At 62.6% G+C, this 18,039-nt stretch carries 11 protein-coding genes; 5 read left to right on the forward strand and 6 right to left on the reverse strand.

What is annotated here, in order from left to right; all coding sequences use genetic code 11:
• Positions 1-40: 40 nt before the first annotated feature.
• Positions 41-694, forward strand: a complete 654-nt coding sequence (locus tag L1P05_RS08615; protein WP_012848616.1) for an MgtC/SapB family protein — start codon at positions 41-43, stop codon at positions 692-694.
• A gap of 42 nt (positions 695-736) precedes the next feature.
• Here the strand turns inward: L1P05_RS08615 and L1P05_RS08620 are convergent, their stop codons facing one another.
• Positions 737-1,069 (reverse strand): DMT family transporter, encoded by a 333-nt coding sequence (locus L1P05_RS08620; protein ID WP_012848617.1) that lies wholly within the window; start codon positions 1,067-1,069, stop codon positions 737-739.
• 197 nt (positions 1,070-1,266) lie between these two features.
• Here L1P05_RS08620 and nifJ point away from each other — a divergent pair, with 197 nt between their 5' ends.
• Both nifJ and aegA read left to right on the forward strand, forming a co-directional pair.
• Complete coding sequence (gene nifJ, locus L1P05_RS08625) at positions 1,267-4,797, forward strand: pyruvate:ferredoxin (flavodoxin) oxidoreductase (RefSeq protein WP_012848618.1); 3,531 nt, start codon at positions 1,267-1,269, stop codon at positions 4,795-4,797.
• A gap of 341 nt (positions 4,798-5,138) precedes the next feature.
• Entirely contained in the window at positions 5,139-7,175 is a 2,037-nt protein-coding gene (gene aegA, locus L1P05_RS08630; protein WP_012848619.1) for a formate-dependent uric acid utilization protein AegA, read from the forward strand.
• 97 nt (positions 7,176-7,272) lie between these two features.
• Here aegA and L1P05_RS08635 read toward each other — a convergent pair whose 3' ends face one another.
• Entirely contained in the window at positions 7,273-7,584 is a 312-nt protein-coding gene (locus L1P05_RS08635) for a DoxX family protein (RefSeq protein WP_012848620.1), read from the reverse strand.
• Positions 7,585-7,815: 231 nt separating this feature from the next.
• Between L1P05_RS08635 and ttcA the strand changes: the two genes are divergently transcribed.
• On the forward strand, positions 7,816-8,751 hold the full coding sequence (gene ttcA / locus L1P05_RS08640) for a tRNA 2-thiocytidine(32) synthetase TtcA (RefSeq protein ID WP_012848621.1): 936 nt from the start codon (positions 7,816-7,818) through the stop codon (positions 8,749-8,751).
• 282 nt (positions 8,752-9,033) lie between these two features.
• Here the strand turns inward: ttcA and zntB are convergent, their stop codons facing one another.
• Genes zntB through ydiJ form a run of 3 tightly spaced genes read right to left on the reverse strand, consistent with a single transcriptional unit; the run spans position 9,034 to position 13,485 of the window.
• Positions 9,034-10,014: a zinc transporter ZntB gene (gene zntB / locus L1P05_RS08645; protein ID WP_012848622.1), complete on the reverse strand. Its 981-nt coding sequence runs from the start codon at positions 10,012-10,014 to the stop codon at positions 9,034-9,036.
• Positions 10,011-10,433 carry a hotdog fold thioesterase gene (locus tag L1P05_RS08650; protein ID WP_015461520.1) on the reverse strand — a complete coding sequence of 141 codons (423 nt, stop codon included), beginning with the start codon at positions 10,431-10,433 and terminating at the stop codon, positions 10,011-10,013. Before L1P05_RS08650 ends, zntB begins: the two co-directional genes overlap by 4 nt.
• Positions 10,396-13,485, reverse strand: a complete 3,090-nt coding sequence (gene ydiJ, locus L1P05_RS08655) for a D-2-hydroxyglutarate dehydrogenase YdiJ (protein ID WP_012848624.1) — start codon at positions 13,483-13,485, stop codon at positions 10,396-10,398. Before ydiJ ends, L1P05_RS08650 begins: the two co-directional genes overlap by 38 nt.
• Positions 13,486-13,791: 306 nt before the next feature.
• On the opposite strand from ydiJ, the gene ydiK reads away from it, so the two are divergent.
• Positions 13,792-14,889 carry an AI-2E family transporter YdiK gene (ydiK, locus tag L1P05_RS08660; protein WP_012848626.1) on the forward strand — a complete coding sequence of 366 codons (1,098 nt, stop codon included), beginning with the start codon at positions 13,792-13,794 and terminating at the stop codon, positions 14,887-14,889.
• A gap of 525 nt (positions 14,890-15,414) precedes the next feature.
• Here the strand turns inward: ydiK and ppsA are convergent.
• A complete protein-coding gene (ppsA, locus tag L1P05_RS08665) occupies positions 15,415-17,790 on the reverse strand; it encodes a phosphoenolpyruvate synthase (protein ID WP_012848629.1) in 2,376 nt (791 codons plus the stop codon).
• Positions 17,791-18,039 lie beyond the last annotated feature (249 nt).

Raw genomic sequence — 18,039 nt, forward strand, 5'->3', positions numbered from 1 at the left:
TGGCGGAAAACAAGCGGGTAGATAACAACGAGAGGTTAGCATGGTCACCGACTTATTGCTGCGCGTCGCCCTGGCGGGGCTACTGGGCGGGTTAATCGGCCTTGAGCGCCAGCTGCGGGCCAAAGAGGCCGGGCTACGCACCCATATTTTGGTCGGTATCGGCAGCGCGATGTTTATGATCGTCTCCAAGTATGGCTTTGCCGATATTCTCGCGCTCTCCCACGTCGGGCTGGATCCCAGCCGTATCGCCGCACAGGTCGTCTCTGGTATGGGGTTTCTCGGCGCGGGGACCATCATCATTCAGAAACAGGCCGTTAAAGGGCTGACGACCGCCGCCGGCATGTGGGTGACGGCCGCGATCGGCCTGGTGATCGGCAGCGGGCTGTATGAGATTGGGATTTATGGCACGCTGATGACGCTGATCGTGCTGGAGCTATTCCGCCAGCTGAGCAACCTGCTGCTGGGAGAGCACCACGGCCTGATCATCCATCTGCCGCCGGAAGAGGTCAGCGCGCTGCTGCTGACGCTGCAGCAGCTGAATCTGAAGCCGGAGCGCCTGTCGCTGCGCCAGCGACAGGAGGAGACGCTGTGCGAGATCCGCCTGGAGATCACCCTGCGCCCCCGGCAGCGCGTCGGCGAGCTGTATCAACAGCTGCAGAAGCTTGACGCCGTACGCTTTCTCGAAATCCGCTGAGCGCCGCCGTCTGCGATGGACAGAGCGGTTGCAGAATGTAACTTAATGTGCCGACGTGTGGGAGAATAAATTAATCACCAGCACGCCCCCGACGATCATCGCCATCCCCAGCAGCGCCGCCCAGTCGAGCGTCTGCTGGTACAGCCAGTAGGCGGCCAGCGAGACCAGCACGATCCCCATACCGGACCAAATCGCATAGGCGACGCCCAGCGGGATGCTCTTCACTACCTGAGAAAGTCCCCAGAAAGCAATGGCATATCCAACAACCACCACCAGACTCGGGCCGAGTCGGCTAAACCCCTGGGTGGCTTTCAGGGCGGTCGTGGCGATCACCTCGGCGCCGATCGCCATCGCCAGATACAGATATCCGTTCATTTATTCATCCCATTACTATTGCGTCTATATGGCGCAATTCTATCCGGCGTCGACGCCAGCGGCAATCCACCCGCAGACACATTCATTCATCACCTGCCGGGCCGACCATTTGCCATAAAACTGATAAGACGCTGAAATCGCGTTTGCTAGAATCCTGTTAATAACAACATCACAATGTGAAGCCAAAGGTAACCTTCATGATCACCATTGACGGTAACAGCGCAGTGGCGTCCGTGGCCTATCGAGCCAGCGAAGTCATTGCCATCTATCCGATTACCCCCAGCTCAGGCATGGCCGAGCAGGCCTCCGCCTGGTCCGCCGACGGACGCCCCAACGTCTGGGGCGATATTCCACGCGTCGTCGAGATGCAGTCTGAGGGCGGCGCCATCGCCGCCGTACACGGCGCGCTGCAGACCGGGGCACTGGCCACCAGCTTTACCTCATCCCAGGGGCTGCTGCTGATGATCCCCACCCTGTATAAGCTGGCTGGCGAATTAACCCCCTTCGTTCTGCACGTCGCCGCGCGCACCGTCGCCACCCATGCGCTCTCCATTTTCGGCGACCACTCCGACGTCATGGCGGTACGCCAGACCGGCTGCGCTATGCTGTGCGCCGCCAGCGTGCAGGAGGCCCAGGATTTCGCCCTGATAGCCCATATCGCCTCCCTCAACAGCCGTCTGCCGTTTATCCACTTCTTCGACGGTTTCCGCACCTCTCACGAAATCAACAAAATCGTGCCGCTGGCCGACGATACGCTGCAGACGCTGCTGCCGGCGCAGGCCATCGCCGCCCACCGCGCCCATGCGCTGACCCCGGAGCACCCGGTGATCCGCGGAACCTCCGCCAACCCGGACACCTATTTTCAGGCACGAGAGGCCAGCAACCCGTGGTACGACGCCGCCTATGACCACGTGGCCGACGCCATGCAGGCCTTCGCCGACCAGTGCGGGCGCCGCTACCAGCCGTTTGAATACGATGGCGATCCCGAGGCCACCCGGGTCATCGTCGTGATGGGCTCCGCCTGCGGCACCTGCGCCGAGGTGTGCGATATGCTGCGCGCGCGCGGGGAGAAGGTGGGCGTACTGAAGGTGCGGCTGTACCGTCCCTTCTCCGCCCGTCACCTGCTCGCCGCGCTGCCCCTCTCCGCGCAGCGCATCGCGGTGCTCGACCGCACCAAAGAGCCGGGGGCGCTGGGCGAGCCGCTGTACCTGGACGTCATCGCCGCGCTGGCGCAGGCGGTTAGCAGCGGCGAACGCGCCGCGCTGCCGCTCACCATCGGCGGGCGCTACGGCCTTTCCAGCAAGGAGTTTGGCCCCGACTGCGCCCTGGCGGTATTTGAGGCGCTGGAGACCCCGCGGCCTCGACCGCGTTTTACCGTGGGCATCAACGACGACGTGACCCACCTCTCCCTGCCGCGCCGGACGGATGTCCACCCGGTGAGCAACCGGCTGGAGGCGCTGTTCTATGGGCTGGGCAGCGACGGCACCGTCTCGGCGGCGAAGAACAACATCAAGATTATCGGTAACAGCACGCCGCTGCATGCCCAGGGCTACTTTGTCTATGACTCCAAAAAGGCCGGCGGCCTGACCGTGTCACACCTGCGAGTACGGGAAACGCCCATTCACTCCGCCTACCTGGTGGAGCAGGCCGACTTTATCGGCTGCCACCAGTGGCAGTTCATTGAACGCTATCAGATGGTTGAGCGTCTGCGCCTCGGGGGGATCTTCCTACTAAATACCCCCTATGCCGCAGACGAGGCGTGGGCGCGGCTGCCCCAGGAGGTGCAGGCGCTGCTCAACGCACGGCAGGCGAAGTTCTACGTTATCAACGCCGCCCGTATCGCCCGCGAGTGTCGGCTCGGCGCCCGCATCAACACCGTCATGCAGATGGCCTTTCTGCACCTCAGCGACCTGATCCCCAACGGCGGCGCCCTGCCGCTGCTGCAGGATGCCATCGCCCGCAGCTATGCCAATAAAGGACAGGAGATCGTCGAACGCAACTGGCAGGCGCTGGGGGCGGTCGAGGGCGCGCTGCACGCCGTTCCCCTGCGCCCGGTCGATGCCGAGAGCCCGCGCCGGCCGCCGATCGTCGCCGACCAGGCGCCGGACTTTGTCAAAACCGTTACCGCCGCCATGCTGGCCGGGCTGGGCGACAGCCTGCCGGTCTCCGCCTTCCCGCCGGACGGCACCTGGCCCGTCGGCACTACCCGCTGGGAGAAGCGTAATATCGCCGAGGCCATCCCCATCTGGCAGCCCGCCCTCTGCACCCAGTGTAACCACTGCGTCGCCGCCTGCCCCCACGCGGCGATCCGCGCCAAGGTGGTCGCGCCGGCGGCGCTGGAGCACGCGCCAGCCACGCTGGAGAGCCTGGAGGTCCGCGCCCGCGATCTGCGCGGCGAGCGCTATGTGCTGCAGGTGGCACCGGAAGACTGCACCGGCTGCAACCTGTGCGTGACGGTCTGCCCGGCGGCGGATCGTCAGGACCCCAGCGTCAAGGCCATCAATATGCAACCACGTCTGGCGCACCTGGCGCGGGAAAAGGCGCATTACGACGCGTTTCTGGCCCTGCCGGAGATCGACCGCCGTCGCCTGGAGCGCATCGATATACGCACCTCGCAGCTGATTTCGCCGCTGTTTGAATACTCCGGCGCCTGCTCCGGCTGCGGTGAAACCCCCTATATCAAGCTGCTGACCCAGCTGTTCGGCGATCGTATGCTGATCGCGAACGCCACCGGCTGCTCCTCCATCTATGGCGGCAACCTCCCCACCAGCCCCTATACCACCGATGCACAGGGACGGGGGCCGGCCTGGGCCAACTCGCTGTTTGAGGATAACGCCGAGTTTGGCCTCGGCTTCCGCCTGAGCGCCCAGCAGCACCGCCAGCGGGCGCTGCGCCTGCTCCATGCGCTGGCCGGACAGCTGCCAGAGGCGCTGGTCGCGGCGCTGCAGCAGGAGGAGACGCCCACCGAGACGCGGCGTCAGCAGATAGCGGCGCTGCGCGCGGCCCTGGCGACGCTCGACGATCCGCAGGCCCAGGCGCTGGCGCAGACGGCCGATGCCCTGGTAGAGCAATCCATCTGGCTGATCGGCGGCGATGGCTGGGCCTACGATATCGGCTTCGGCGGGCTGGATCACGTGCTGAGCCTGAGCGAAAACGTCAACGTCCTGGTCCTGGATACCCAGTGCTACTCCAATACCGGCGGACAGCAGTCCAAGGCGACGCCGCTGGCAGCGGTCACCAAGTTTGGCGAACACGGTAAGCGCAAAGCGCGTAAGGATCTCGGCGTCAGCATGATGATGTATGGCCACGTCTACGTCGCCCAAATCTCGCTGGGCGCTCAGCTGAACCAGACCGTCAAGGCGCTGCAGGAGGCCGAATCCTATCCGGGCCCCTCGCTGGTGATCGCCTACAGCCCCTGTGAGGAGCACGGCTACGATCTGGCCGACAGCCATGAGCAGATGAAGCGCCTGACGGCCAATGGATTCTGGCCGCTGTACCGCTTTGATCCGCGCCGCGGCGCCGAGGGGCAGAACGCCCTGGCGCTGGACTCCCGGCCGCCCAGCGGCGATCTGGCGCAAACGCTGCTGGCCGAACAGCGGTTCCGTCGGCTGAACAGCCTGGCGCCGCAGGAGGCGCAGACGCTATACCGCGAGGCAGAGGAGAACCTGCGTCAGCGTTTCGCCCTGCTCAGCCTGCTGGCGGGGAAAACGCCCCCTGCCACCGAGTAACCCACCGGCGCTGTCCCCCGGGCAGCGCCGCTTTACTTTTCGATTACATTTACAACATCGATTATCACTTTGCGCATAGAAAAACTCACGCCGTGTCACAGTGATAATCGTGATAAATAATAAAGAAACATTCAGATTAATTAATTTGCCCTGTTATTTTGATGCAACTCATTATTTCCCCATTTTTAGCGCTTTTTTAATCAATTCATAACAAAAACTGTGATACATTGCGCAGCCGTCAGGTTTCCTTGTCGTTAATAAGGGTTTTCCAGTCATTTGTGCACGCGATGTGCATATATCCCAAACATGTTGTCTCCTTTTCGTCTTTGGGTGAGGTCGTTATGAATCGTTTTGTCATTGCCGATGCCAACAACTGCATCGGTTGCCGTAGCTGTGAAGTCGCTTGCGTAATGGCCCACAACCACGGTGAGCATGTTCTCACGGCGGCGCAGTTTCAGCCGCGCATCCACGTTATCCGCCGCGGCGATCGCCGCACTGCGCTACTGTGCCGTCACTGCGAAGATGCGCCCTGTGCCAACGTCTGCCCCAATGGCGCCATTGAAAAATATAACGACAGCATCCAGGTCAGGCAGGAGAAGTGCATCGGCTGCAAAACCTGCGTCGTCGCCTGCCCGTTTGGCGCCATCGAGGTCATTACCCAGTCCGATCCGCGCAGCAACCACCCTGACAGCGTGCGCGCCAACGCCCATAAGTGCGACCTGTGCGATGAGGTGGCCGATGGCCCCTCCTGCGTTGCCGCCTGCCCCAGCAATGCCCTGCAGCTGATCAGCGAAGCCTCCCTGACCCAGCTGCGCCAACAGCGTCAGCTGCGCGCCGTGTTCAACGAGCAGGCCGGACGGATGTTTAACGGCAGCGCGGCGGCCGATGCCCGCGGCGCCGCGATCGGCGGCAGCGGCGGCAGCAAGGTGGCGCAGATGCGTCAAACCCCGCCGCGCCAGGATCCGGTCAAGATCGCGCTGGCTATCCGTAAGACCCGCTTCGACGAAATCTACCCGACCTTTGACCGCCCACAGGCGCAGGCGCAGAGCGAACGCTGCCTGGCCTGCGGCACCCACAGCGTCTGCGAGTGGACCTGCCCGCTGCACAACCATATTCCGCACTGGATCCGTCTGGTAAAAGAGGGGCGGATCCTTGAGGCCGTCGAACTCTCTCACCAAACCAACTGTCTGCCGGAGGTGACCGGCCGCGTATGCCCGCAGGATCGCCTGTGCGAGGGCGCCTGTACGCTGGGGAAAGAGTTCGGCGCCATGACGATCGGCAACATTGAACGCTACATCAGCGACAGCGCCTTCGCCCTGGGCTGGCGCCCTGACCTCTCCTATGTCAAGCCGGTCAACCGCCGCGTCGCCATCATCGGCGCCGGCCCCGCCGGACTGGGCTGCGCCGATATTCTGGCCCGTAATGGCATTCAGGCGGTGGTGTTCGATCGCCATCCAGAAATCGGCGGTCTGCTCACCTTCGGCATTCCGGCGTTTAAGCTGGATAAAGCGATCCTGGCACGGCGCCGGGAGATCTTCAGCGATATGGGCATCGAGTTCCGCCTGAACACGGAGGTGGGACGTGACGTCAGCCTGGCGCAGCTGCTGTCCGACTTTGACGCCGTGTTCGTCGGCGCCGGCACCTATACCTCCATGCAGGCGGGGATAGAAAACGAGCAGGCGCCGGGGGTCTATGACGCCCTGCCGTTCCTGATCGCCAATACCAAGCAGGTGATGGGACTGCCGCACAGCGATGAGGCGCCCTATATCAGCATGGAAGGTAAGCAGGTGGTGGTGCTGGGGGGCGGCGATACCGCCATGGACTGCGTGCGCACCTCCATCCGCCAGGGTGCCACCCGGGTAACCTGCGCCTATCGCCGCGACGAGGCCAATATGCCAGGCTCGAAGAAAGAGGTGAAAAACGCGCGTGAAGAGGGCGTCGAGTTCGAATTTAACGTGCAGCCCCTCTCCATCGCCGTCGATGAGCAGGGCAAGGTCTGTGGGATCCACATGCTGCGCACCGCGCTGGGCGAGCCGGACGCCGCCGGACGCCGCCGTCCCAAGCCCATCCCCGGCTCCGAGTTTCTCATGCCGGCCGATGCGGTGGTGATCGCCTTCGGCTTTACCCCGCACGCCATGCCGTGGCTGGAGGCCCAGGGGGTAAACGTTGACCGTGCCGGGCGAATCATCGCCCGCGTAGACAGCGACATTCCTTATCAGACCAGCAATCCGCAGATCTTCGCCGGCGGCGATGCGGTACGCGGCGCCGATCTGGTGGTCACCGCCATCGCCGAAGGGCGTCACGCCGCCGCCGGCATGATGCGCTACTTTGGCGTTGAGGCGCAGCGTCCGCATATCCGTGTGCAGGATATCGCCTGATCGACGGATCTATCGCCCGCCGTCCGGCGGGCGTGACTCCCTTTAAACCAGGGGACGGGCGGCTCGCGTCGAGCGCTCCCCTGCGCCTCACCGCGACTCAGCGACGGATCCGCACCAGCAGCCCGGCGGCCAGTATCAGGGCCAGCAGCAGCATTCCCCACTCGCCAAAGCGCAGATGGGTCTGCAGGGCGCCCAGCATCAGCAGCAGCAGTCCTCCCGCCGCCCAGCGCCGTAGGCGACTCAGCAGCCCCAGCGCCCCCAGGGTTTCGGCCGCGCCGACCGCATACATAAACCACTGCGGATAGCCCCAGCGGGCAAACGCCGCCTGCTCAAACGCTAGCCCCGCCAGCTTCGCCGCGCCGGAGGCCAGAAAAATAATCAGCAGTCCCCACGTCAGAATCCGTTGCATCTCTCCTCCTCCCTGCCATATTTTGTATTGATTGTTACAAAATACAGCAACGGCCACGACGACGCAACGTCTATCGCCCCTGAGGCGCCGGCGCCGCATAATTCCTGCTGGCATTCGCCGCCGTAATCCGTACCATACACGCCACGCCGTCCACGATGACAGCCCCCGATAATTGCGCCGTCGCCCGACGCGCCGCCGCAACCCTTTTGTCTATGCCGGGTAACAGAAACGATGTCAGTGAATCAAGAAATCAGCAAAAAAGAGCAGTACAACCTGAACAAGCTACAAAAGCGCCTGCGCCGCTGCGTCGGTGAAGCCATCGCCGACTTCAATATGATTGAAGAGGGCGATCGGGTTATGGTGTGCCTATCCGGCGGCAAAGACAGCTATACCATGCTGGAGATCCTGCGCAACCTGCAGCAGAGTGCGCCGGTGAACTTTACCCTGGTCGCGGTCAACCTTGACCAGAAACAGCCCGGCTTCCCGGAGACCGTCCTGCCGGCCTACCTAGAGACCCAGGGCGTCGAATACCGCATCGTCGAAGAGAACACCTACGGCATCGTCAAAGAGAAAATTCCAGAGGGCAAAACCACCTGCTCCCTGTGTTCGCGTCTGCGCCGCGGCATTCTCTACCGCACCGCCAACGAACTGCGCTGCAATAAGATCGCGCTGGGCCACCACCGTGATGACATGCTGGAGACTCTGTTTCTCAACATGTTCTACGGCGGCAAGCTCAAAGGGATGCCGCCCAAGCTGATGAGCGATGACGGCCAGCATATCGTGATCCGCCCGCTCGCCTACTGCCGTGAAAAAGACATTGAGCGCTTCGCCGCCGCCAAGGCTTTCCCGATTATTCCGTGTAACCTGTGCGGCTCCCAGCCTAACCTGCAGCGCCAGGTGATCAAAGAGATGCTGCGCGACTGGGACAAGCGCTATCCGGGACGCATCGAAACCATGTTCAGCGCCATGCAGAATGTGGTGCCGTCGCATCTGGCGGACGGCGCTCTGTTTGACTTTAAGGGACTGCAGCAGGGCGGTGAGATCATCGACGGCGGCGATCTGGCCTTCGATCGCCAGACGATTCCGCTGCAGCCGGTCGGCCTGAGCGACGATGACGATCGTCCGCAGACGGACGGCATGCGCCTGGACGTCGTCGAGGTGAAGTGATCTGCCCGGCGGGGCGTCTGGACGTCTCGCCGTGTTCAGAAATAAAAAAAATGCCGGTAATCACCGGCATATGACGAATTAAATTGTGCTATGCAATAATTCAAAATTAGGAAGTAAGACAATATGGAGCGCAACGCCCATCGCTTGACGTTGCATTCACCTGCGAAATGAAGTTTGCCCTACCTACTTCGAGTGAAGTTTGATATTGCTCAATTTCCTCCGGCCTTTTCCCCACCTACCGCATGAACTTTGACACGCCACAAAGATTGCTCGCGCGATAGATTACAACCATTTACTGCGTTTTAACCCGATAACAACGCAAAATGCCAAAATCAGCAGCAATAGGCAAAACAGCACGAACGCCAGCGGCGACTCGCTGCCGGGGATCCCCCCCAGATTGACGCCGAACAGGCCGGTCAGAAAGGTGGCGGGCAGAAACAGCATCGCCAGCAGTGACATGGTATAGGTGCGACGGTTCAGCGCATCGGCCACCTGCGACGCGATCTCATCTGCCAGCAGCGCGGTACGGGCGATACAGCTATCCAAATCCTCCAGACCACGGCCGAGGCGATCGGCGATATCCTGTAGACGACGCCGGTCGTCATCGCCCAGCCACCCCAGACGCTCGCAGGCCAATCGCGCCAGCACATCGCGCTGCGGCGCCAGGTAACGACGCATCACGATCAGCTGCTTACGCAGCATCGCCAGCTCGCCGCGGGGAGGAAACTGCTGATCCAGCAGCCGATCTTCCATATCGATGATGCAGTCATGGCGCGCATCGATGGCGTCGCTGAGCTGATCCACCAGCGCATCGGCAATCGCAACCAGCAGCCCCGCGCCGTTCACGGCGCCGCTGCCCCCCTGCAACTCCTCTACCACCGGCGCCAGCATCGCGCTGTCGCGATGCGCGGAGGTGAGGATCAGCGAGCCGGTCACATACATTCGCAGCACCACCCACGGATCCGGGTGCGTATCGGCCGCCGGATCGAGATGGATGCTGCGCAGGGTGATCAGGACCCCCTCCCCCTGACGCGTCAGCCGGGGGCGCAGGCTCTCCCCGGACAGGCTCTGGCGCAGCGGATCCGGCAGCAGCGGCGTGGTCGCCAGCCAGTCGCGGATCGGCGCCTCGCGGTAGTCCAGGTGTAGCCAGGCCGGCTGCGCCAGCGAGGCCTGCGTGTGATCCGTCAGCGCCCGACAGCCGCCCTGCCCATCCAGTTGCAGGGCATATATCGCCTGCCCCAGCGGCAGATCCTCGCCCATCATTGGCGCTTGTCCAGCAGCGCCGTCGTCAGGCGCGAGGTGCAGCACAGATGGTCGCGATCGTCGCGGATATCGATCTGCCACACCTGATGCCGGCGCCCCAGATGCAGCGCCCGGCATACGCCGTGCACCGTACCGCTGCGCACGGCGCGCAGGTGGTTGGCGTTGATCTCCAGCCCCACCACCTGCTGAGTCCCCTCGCTGCACAGGTAGCCCGCCAGCGAGCCCAGCGTTTCCGCCAGCACTGCCGATGCGCCGCCGTGCAGCAGGCCAAAGGGCTGGCGGGTGCGCTGATCCACCGGCATACTGCCCTCCAGCGTATCGTCCCCTATTCGGGTGATCGCAATGCCCAGATGGCCGACCATGCACGCCTCCCCGACCTGATTAAGCTGCTCCAGGGTTATCGCGCGTTTCCAAATCATCACATATCTCCAGTAAAGCCTGAACCGGATGGCGCAGCGCCACCCCCTGCTGGCGTAGCGCCTGACTGCGGCAAGAGTAGCCCGTCGCCAGACAGCGCGCCGGCGGCAGCGCAGCCAGCGCGGGCTGCCACGACAGCGCATAGATGCCGCGCGACGCCGCCTGGTTGGCCACCTCATGGCCATAGGTTCCCGCCATGCCGCAGCAGCCTACGCTGACATTCTGTAGGCGGGCGCCCAGATGGGCAAACACCTGCTGCCACTGCGCCACGCTGGCCGGCTCGGCACAGGTTTCGGTACAGTGGCCGAACAGATACCACGTCTCGTCAGTCGCGGGCCTGAGCCGCTCGGTGGACGGCAGCACCTGCGCCAGCCACTCCTGAATCAACTGTACCTGAAACTCACCGCGCTGCTCACCCAGAATAGTTTTATATTCATCGCGATAGCATAACACCATTGCCGGATCGACGCCCACCAGCGGGATCCCCAGCCGGGCGACGCGGTTGAGAAACTCGGCGCCGCTGCGCGCCGTACGGGCAAAGCGGCGCAGGAATCCCTTGATATGCTGCGCCTTACCGTTGGGAACAAAGGGCAGCAGCTGGGCGCGCAGGCCTAACCGATCGCACAGTCGGATCAGCGCCTCGACGACCCGCGCGTCGTAGTAGCTGGTAAAGGGGTCCTGCACGATAAGCACCCGTCGCGCGCGCGCCGCAGCATCCAGCCCCTCCAGCGACTCCAGGGAGTCCAGCAGCGCCGGGTGGCCGGCCAGCGCATGGCGCAGGGTCGGCGCTGAAAGCTGCGGGAGATCGGTCATTCCGACGCAGCGTTCGCCAAGGCGCCCCAGCAGCGGCTGACGCAGGAAAAAGTTAAAGACCCGCGGCGCCCTCGCCATCCACGGCGTATAGCGCTCCACCCCGGCCACCAGATGGTCGCGCAGCGGGCGCAGATAGCGCGTGTGGTACAGCTGCAGAAAGCGGGCGCGAAACACCGGCACATCGATCTTGATCGGGCATTGACTGGAACAGGCCTTACAGGAGAGACAGCCGTCCATCGCCGCCTTGACCTCATGCGAGAAGTCATATTCGCCGCCGCGGGCGCGCCAGCCGTGGCGCGTTTTGGCGATCAGCGCCCGCAGCGACGCCAGCGTGCCCAGACGCTGCTCCAGCGCCAGGGGATCGACGCCCTGCTCCGCCAGCAGGCGCAGCCATTCGCGCATCAGCGCCGCCCGGCCTTTCGGTGAGTGAAGACGATCGCCGCTCACCTTCAGCGAGGGGCACATCGGACTGCGCCGATCAAAGTTAAAGCACAGGCCGTTACCATTGCACTCCAGCGCCCCGCGAAACGCCCCGCGCACCGCCGCCGGAATCTGCCTGTCGAAGGTGCCGCGCTTTACCGCATCCACCCGCTTCATCGGCGCATCGCAGCCCAGCGGCGGGCAGATCTTGCCGGGGTTCATCCGGTTATCTGCATCAAACAGGCTCTTGATGCGACGCAGCTCATGGTACAGCGCCGCGCCAAAGAAGGCGGGACTGTACTGGGCGCGAAATCCCTTGCCGTGTTCCCCCCACAGCAGGCCGCCATATTTGGCCGTCAGCGCCACCACCCGATCGGAGATCTCGCTGACCAGCGCCTCATGGCGCGGATCGCACATGTCCAGCGCCGGGCGCACGTGCAGTACGCCGGCGTCCACGTGGCCAAACATGCCATAGCTCAGCTGATATTGATCCAGAATGGCGCGAAACTCGGCGATATAGTCCGCCAGATGCGGCGGAGGCACACAGGTATCCTCGACAAACGGGATAGGCTTGGCCGCCCCCTGGGCGTTACCCAGCAGGCCGACCGCCCGCTTGCGCATGCCGTAGATCCGTTCGATACCGGCCTCATCGCCGCACAGACGGTAGCCGATCACGCCCCCTTCGCCCGCGTTCGCCATCGTCTCTAGCCGTTGGCACAGCGCCGCCACCTGAGCGGCGATGACGTGTTCATCATCACCGGCAAACTCGACGATGTTCAACCCCTGCAGAGGGCGATCGGCGCGATCGTCGATCAGATCGCGCACGCCGTGCCAGATGATGTCGCGACGCGCCAGCGCCAGCACCTGAGAGTCGATCGTCTCGACCGACAGCGCGTTGGCCTCCAGCATCAGCGGCGCGTTGCGTAGCGCCGCATCGAAGCTGTCATACGTCACGTTGACCAGCCGACGAACCTGCGGCAGCGGAATGATGCGCAGACGCGCCTCGGTCACCAAGGCCAGGGTTCCCTCCGAACCGGCCAGCAGCCGCGACAGATCGACGCGCTGCAGATCGTCGCTGAGAACGTGGCGCAGATCGTAGCCGGTCAGGAACCGGTTGAGCGGCGGAAACTTGGCTACGATGGCCTCGCGCTGCCCCAGACAGACCTCCAGTACCCCGCGATAGATTTCGCCGATCCGATCGCCCTGGCGGGCCAGGGTCTGGGCCAGCCGAATCGGCAGCGGCGCCGTATCCAGAATATCACCGCCCAGCAGCACACTGCGCAGCCCCAGAATATGGTCGGAGGTTTTACCGTACACCCGCGAGCCCTGACCGCAGGCATCCGTATTGATCATCCCACCCAGGGTCGCGCGGTTGCTGGTGGAGAGCTCCGGCACAAAGAAATAGCCGTGGGGTTTGAGGATGGCGTTCAGCTGATCCTTGACGACCCCCGCCTCGACCCGCACCCACCCCTCCTGCAGATTTATCTCCAGAATCCGCTGCATGTGGCGCGACATATCCACCACGATGCCCCCGTTCAGCGCCTGGCCATTGGTACCGGTGCCCCCGCCGCGCGCGGTGAGACTCAGGTGGCGAAACGCCGCCTCCTGGGCCAGGCGGGCGATCGCCACCACGTCCGCCGTAGAGCGCGGAAATAGAACGGCGTCCGGCAACAGCTGATAGATGCTGTTGTCCGTCGCCATGGTCAGACGCGCCCCATAGCGCGTGTCGCACTCGCCGTTAAAGCCGTGTTGCTTCAGCGTCCGAATAAATGCCGTAACCGCCGGGTCAAACCCCGTCGATGGCGAAAGCCGAGGGATCATGCGCATAAATCCTGTCCATAGTGTGTGCTCCGCGGGCTCACCGGCCCACCCCTGCCATACGCCGCGTCCGAGTATTGGCGACCGGCCGATGCGACGCGCCGGTCATGCGGCATCGCCCCGCAGCGCGGTAGCCATGCCTGAATTCAACCGGTTACTCCTCACGCTATCACAAAACAGCAGGCGGTGAAATTTTCTACGCCGCGCGCCGCCGCCGATAAAGATCTGCATGCAGGCGCTGGGTTTTCCCTCTATCCTGAGTCATCATAGGCGCGGCGCACGCCGCCGCGCACAATTGAGATGGAGACTATGGATAAGCCACTACCGAAGTATGATTTGGCCCGGATTATTTTTGGGTCGCTGTTTATTGCCCTGCTGATCATTTCCTGTCTGTGGGTGGTTCAGCCGTTTATTCTGGGCTTTACCTGGGCCAGCATGGTGGTGATCGCGACCTGGCCGGTGCTGATTTGGCTGCAAAATCACCTGTGGGGCAAACGCTGGATAGCGGTCGTGCTGATGACTCTGCTGCTGCTGCTGCTGTTTGTGCTGCCCATCGGCATGGTGATTACCAGCCTGATCGGCAACGCAGGCCCGATCCTGGACTGGGCAGCCAACGCCCGTAGCTGGCAAATGCCGCAGATGGAGTGGCTGCAGACGCTGCCGCTGATCGGCGCCAAACTGTATGCCAGCTGGCAGGGGCTGATGAACGAAGGGGTTCTGGTCACCAAGATCCAGCCCTATATCGGCCAGGGGATCACCTGGTTTATTACCCAGGCGGCCCACGTCGGCGGCTTCTTCCTGCACTGCTCTCTGATGCTGTTGTTCAGCGCCCTGCTGTATAGCCGGGGTGAGGACGTCGCCTTTGGCATCCGTCGCTTCGCTATCCGCCTGGCCGCCGACCGCGGCGATGCGGCGGTGATCTTGGGCGGTCAGGCCATTCGCGCCGTCGCGCTGGGCGTCGTCGTCACCGCGCTGGCCCAGTCGGTACTGGCGGGTATCGGGCTGGCGATCAGCGGTATCCACTATGCCGTCCTGTTGACGGTGGTGATGTTTATCTGCTGCCTGGCCCAGCTGGGCCCGCTGCTAGTGCTGATCCCGGCCGTCGCCTGGCTGTACTGGAGCGGCGATAACACCTGGGCAACGGTGCTGCTGGTGTGGAGCGGCGTGGTCGGCACCATGGATAACGTACTGCGTCCGGCGCTGATCCGCCTGGGCGCCGATCTGCCGATGCTGCTGGTGCTCTCCGGCGTTATCGGCGGTCTGCTGGCCTTTGGCATGATCGGCCTGTTTATCGGCCCCGTCGTGCTGGCGGTCTCTTATCGTCTGGTCTCCGTCTGGATCAGCGAGGCGCCGGCGCCGCTGAGAGATGCCCGGCAGGTCAGCGAAGAGCTAGATAAGCTGCAGTAAGATAATGGGCGGCGTCTGCTTCGGGAGACGTCGCCTAAAATGCGGTAACGCCTCTACGCTCGCACGATTAAAATAGCCGACATGAACGCCATCGGGTATTTATTCAACAGCCTGCGGTTTTATTTAAGTAATGAAACTAAAATCGCTGTACATATTCCTTTCCTCTCGCTGCCCGGTGAAAGTTCTGTATTCTCCATTTTTTATAGATTAGCTATCGTCATAGTAATAAATTAGATATATAATCCAGCCCTGTAATGTCTTCAGCGCGGTGTCAAGAAGAATCACTCCCAAAACCGTCTGATCCCCCGGATCCAGAAATGTGCATCGGTGCCAGCGCGGGCCTGCGGATTTCTCCCCCTATTGCTGTGTGTAGTCTTTGCCCATCGCCTTGATGGGCTTTTTTTTTATCCGCCATGTTTCAAATGGTAACCGGCCATTTATTTTTATCGCGCTGAGCAAAAATAAAAACGGTAGAAAAAACGGCCGCATCGCAGCGACCGTTTTAGCGGGTTAGCAAAATAACGCTTATTTTTCTGCCAGATTAATCCAGGTCTGCACCACCGTATCCGGATTCAGCGACAGGCTGTCAATTCCCTGCTCCATTAACCAGCGGGCAAAGTCCTCATGATCCGAGGGGCCCTGACCGCAGATCCCTACGTATTTCCCCTGCGCCTTGGCGCTACGGATAGTCATCGACAGCAGCGCCTTCACCGCCGCGTTGCGCTCGTCAAACAGCGCAGAGACCACCCCGGAGTCGCGATCCAGCCCCAGGGTAAGCTGCGTCATATCGTTAGAGCCGATGGAGAAACCGTCGAAATGGGCCAGGAAGTCGTCGGCCAGCAGCGCATTGGAGGGGATCTCGCACATCATGATCACCTTCAGGCCGTTTTCACCGCGGCGCAGCCCCTCTTTCGCCAGCTGAGAGACCACCGCCTGCGCCTGCTCCACCGTGCGCACAAAGGGAATCATCACCTCGACGTTGGTCAGCCCCATCGTATTGCGCACCCGCTTAATGGCGTCACACTCCAGGGCGAAGCAGGGGGCAAAGCTCTCCGCCACATAGCGACCGGCACCGCGGAACCCCAGCATCGGGTTCTCCTCATGGGGTTCATAGCGCTCACCGCCGATCAGGTTGGCATATTCATTGGACTTAAAGTCTGACAGGCGGACGATCACCCGCTTGGGCCAGAATGCCGCTGCCAGCGTCGCGATGCCCTCGGTCAGACGGCTAACGTAGAATTCCACCGGATCGTCAAACCCCTGCATCATCTGACGGATCTCTGCCTGCACCGCCGCATCCTGACGATCGAACTCCAGCGCCGCGCGCGGATGCACGCCGATCATCCGGTTAATGATAAATTCCAGCCGCGCCAGCCCCACGCCGTCGTTGGGCAGACGGGCGAAGTCAAAGGCGCGATCCGGATTGCCGACGTTCATCATGATCTTCAGGGGAAGCGCCGGCATCTGCTCGACCTGCGAACTCTGCACGCTGAAGTCGATCTGCCCGCGGTAAACGTAGCCGGTATCCCCTTCGGCGCAGGAGACCGTCACCGCCGTCCCCGGCCGCAGGCGCTCGGTGGCATCGCCGCAGCCGACGACCGCCGGGATCCCCAGCTCGCGCGCGATGATCGCCGCATGGCAGGTGCGCCCGCCGCGGTTGGTTACTATCGCCGCGGCCCGCTTCATGATCGGCTCCCAGTCCGGGTCGGTCATGTCCGTCACCAGCACATCGCCCGCCTGGATCAGGTGCATCTCGCTGATGCTGGTGATCACCTTCACCGGCCCGGCGCCGATACGATGGCCGATGGCGCGCCCCTCCACCAGCACTTCGCCGCGCTGGCTCAGGTGGTAGCGCTCCATCACCTGCTCGTTGGCCCGCACGGTCTCCGGACGAGCCTGAACGATGTACAGCGTGCCGCTGTGTCCATCCTTGGCCCATTCGATGTCCATCGGACGGCCATAGTGCTGCTCGATCAGCAGCGCCTGGCGCGCCAGCTGCTGGATCTCCTCGTCGCTCAGGCTAAAGCGCCCGCTCTGCGCCGCGGGGACATCCTCAATGCGCACCTGCTTTCCGTGCTCCTGGCTGTCGGCATACACCATGCGGATCTTCTTCGACCCCAGCGTGCGGCGCACGATAGCCGGCCGCCCCGCCTGCAGGGTCGGCTTATGCACGTAAAACTCATCGGGGTTTACCGCCCCCTGCACCACCATTTCGCCCAGCCCATAGGCCGAGGTGATAAAGACCACCTGATCGAACCCCGACTCGGTATCCAGGGTAAACATCACCCCAGAGGCCGCCAGATCGGAGCGCACCATCAGTTGGACCCCGGCAGAGAGCGCTACGCCGCGGTGGTCATAGCCCTGATGCACTCGGTAGGAAATGGCGCGATCGTTAAACAGCGAGGCGAAGACATGCTTCACCGCCGTCATCACCGCATCGATGCCCTGTACGTTGAGAAAGGTCTCCTGCTGCCCGGCAAACGAGGCATCGGGCATATCCTCCGCCGTCGCCGAGGAGCGCACGGCGAAGGAGGCGTTGGCGTTGTCCGCGGCCAAGGTGGCATAGGCGCTGCGGATCTCCGCCTCCAGCGCCGCCGGGAACGGGGTTTCGATCACCCAGCGGCGAATCTGCGCTCCCGCCCGCGCCAGTGCGTCGACGTCATCGATGTTCGTCTGATCCAACAGCGCATAGATCCGCTGGTTGACGCCGCTCTGATCCAGAAAATCATTAAACGCCTGCGCCGTGGTGGCAAAGCCATTCGGCACCGACACGCCCAGCTCAGACAGGTTGGTTATCATCTCGCCCAGAGAGGCATTTTTACCGCCGACCCGCTCGACATCGTGCATCCCGAGCTGGTTGTACCACACCACATTCTGTAATTGCGCGCCATTACTAGACATCGAAGCAATCCTTTTATTTCAAAGCATGGGTTTCGGAGACAATACACCGCCAACGCGGCATAATTAGCCTAACACAATGTCGACACAGGCCAAGACAGGTGAATCGTTACACCTAGCGTAGAATTTACCTTTCATGGAAAAAACGCACTTTTTTACTGAGGGGTGCTGAAGCTCGTCAGCCATTATTGGCCGCATCGCGCCCATGCTGAAGCGCGCCGCGCGCGATCGTCAGCGTATTGGCCAGCAGCG

The organism is Edwardsiella piscicida, from assembly GCF_021733145.1.
In the GTDB taxonomy this organism is placed as follows: domain Bacteria; phylum Pseudomonadota; class Gammaproteobacteria; order Enterobacterales; family Enterobacteriaceae; genus Edwardsiella; species Edwardsiella piscicida.

What these genes read in the sequence shown, in the direction of transcription:
- L1P05_RS08635 (WP_012848620.1), bottom strand. Translation starts at nt 7,584, where the DNA reads ATGCAACGGATTCTGACGTGGGGACTGCTGATTATTTTTCTGGCCTCC.
- ydiJ (WP_012848624.1), bottom strand. Translation starts at nt 13,485, where the DNA reads ATGATCCCTCGGCTTTCGCCATCGACGGGGTTTGACCCGGCGGTTACG.
- aegA (WP_012848619.1), top strand. Translation starts at nt 5,139, where the DNA reads ATGAATCGTTTTGTCATTGCCGATGCCAACAACTGCATCGGTTGCCGT.
- ttcA (WP_012848621.1), top strand. Translation starts at nt 7,816, where the DNA reads ATGTCAGTGAATCAAGAAATCAGCAAAAAAGAGCAGTACAACCTGAAC.
- ydiK (WP_012848626.1), top strand. Translation starts at nt 13,792, where the DNA reads ATGGATAAGCCACTACCGAAGTATGATTTGGCCCGGATTATTTTTGGG.
- L1P05_RS08650 (WP_015461520.1), bottom strand. Translation starts at nt 10,433, where the DNA reads ATGATTTGGAAACGCGCGATAACCCTGGAGCAGCTTAATCAGGTCGGG.
- L1P05_RS08615 (WP_012848616.1), top strand. Translation starts at nt 41, where the DNA reads ATGGTCACCGACTTATTGCTGCGCGTCGCCCTGGCGGGGCTACTGGGC.
- nifJ (WP_012848618.1), top strand. Translation starts at nt 1,267, where the DNA reads ATGATCACCATTGACGGTAACAGCGCAGTGGCGTCCGTGGCCTATCGA.
- ppsA (WP_012848629.1), bottom strand. Translation starts at nt 17,790, where the DNA reads ATGTCTAGTAATGGCGCGCAATTACAGAATGTGGTGTGGTACAACCAG.
- L1P05_RS08620 (WP_012848617.1), bottom strand. Translation starts at nt 1,069, where the DNA reads ATGAACGGATATCTGTATCTGGCGATGGCGATCGGCGCCGAGGTGATC.
- zntB (WP_012848622.1), bottom strand. Translation starts at nt 10,014, where the DNA reads ATGATGGGCGAGGATCTGCCGCTGGGGCAGGCGATATATGCCCTGCAA.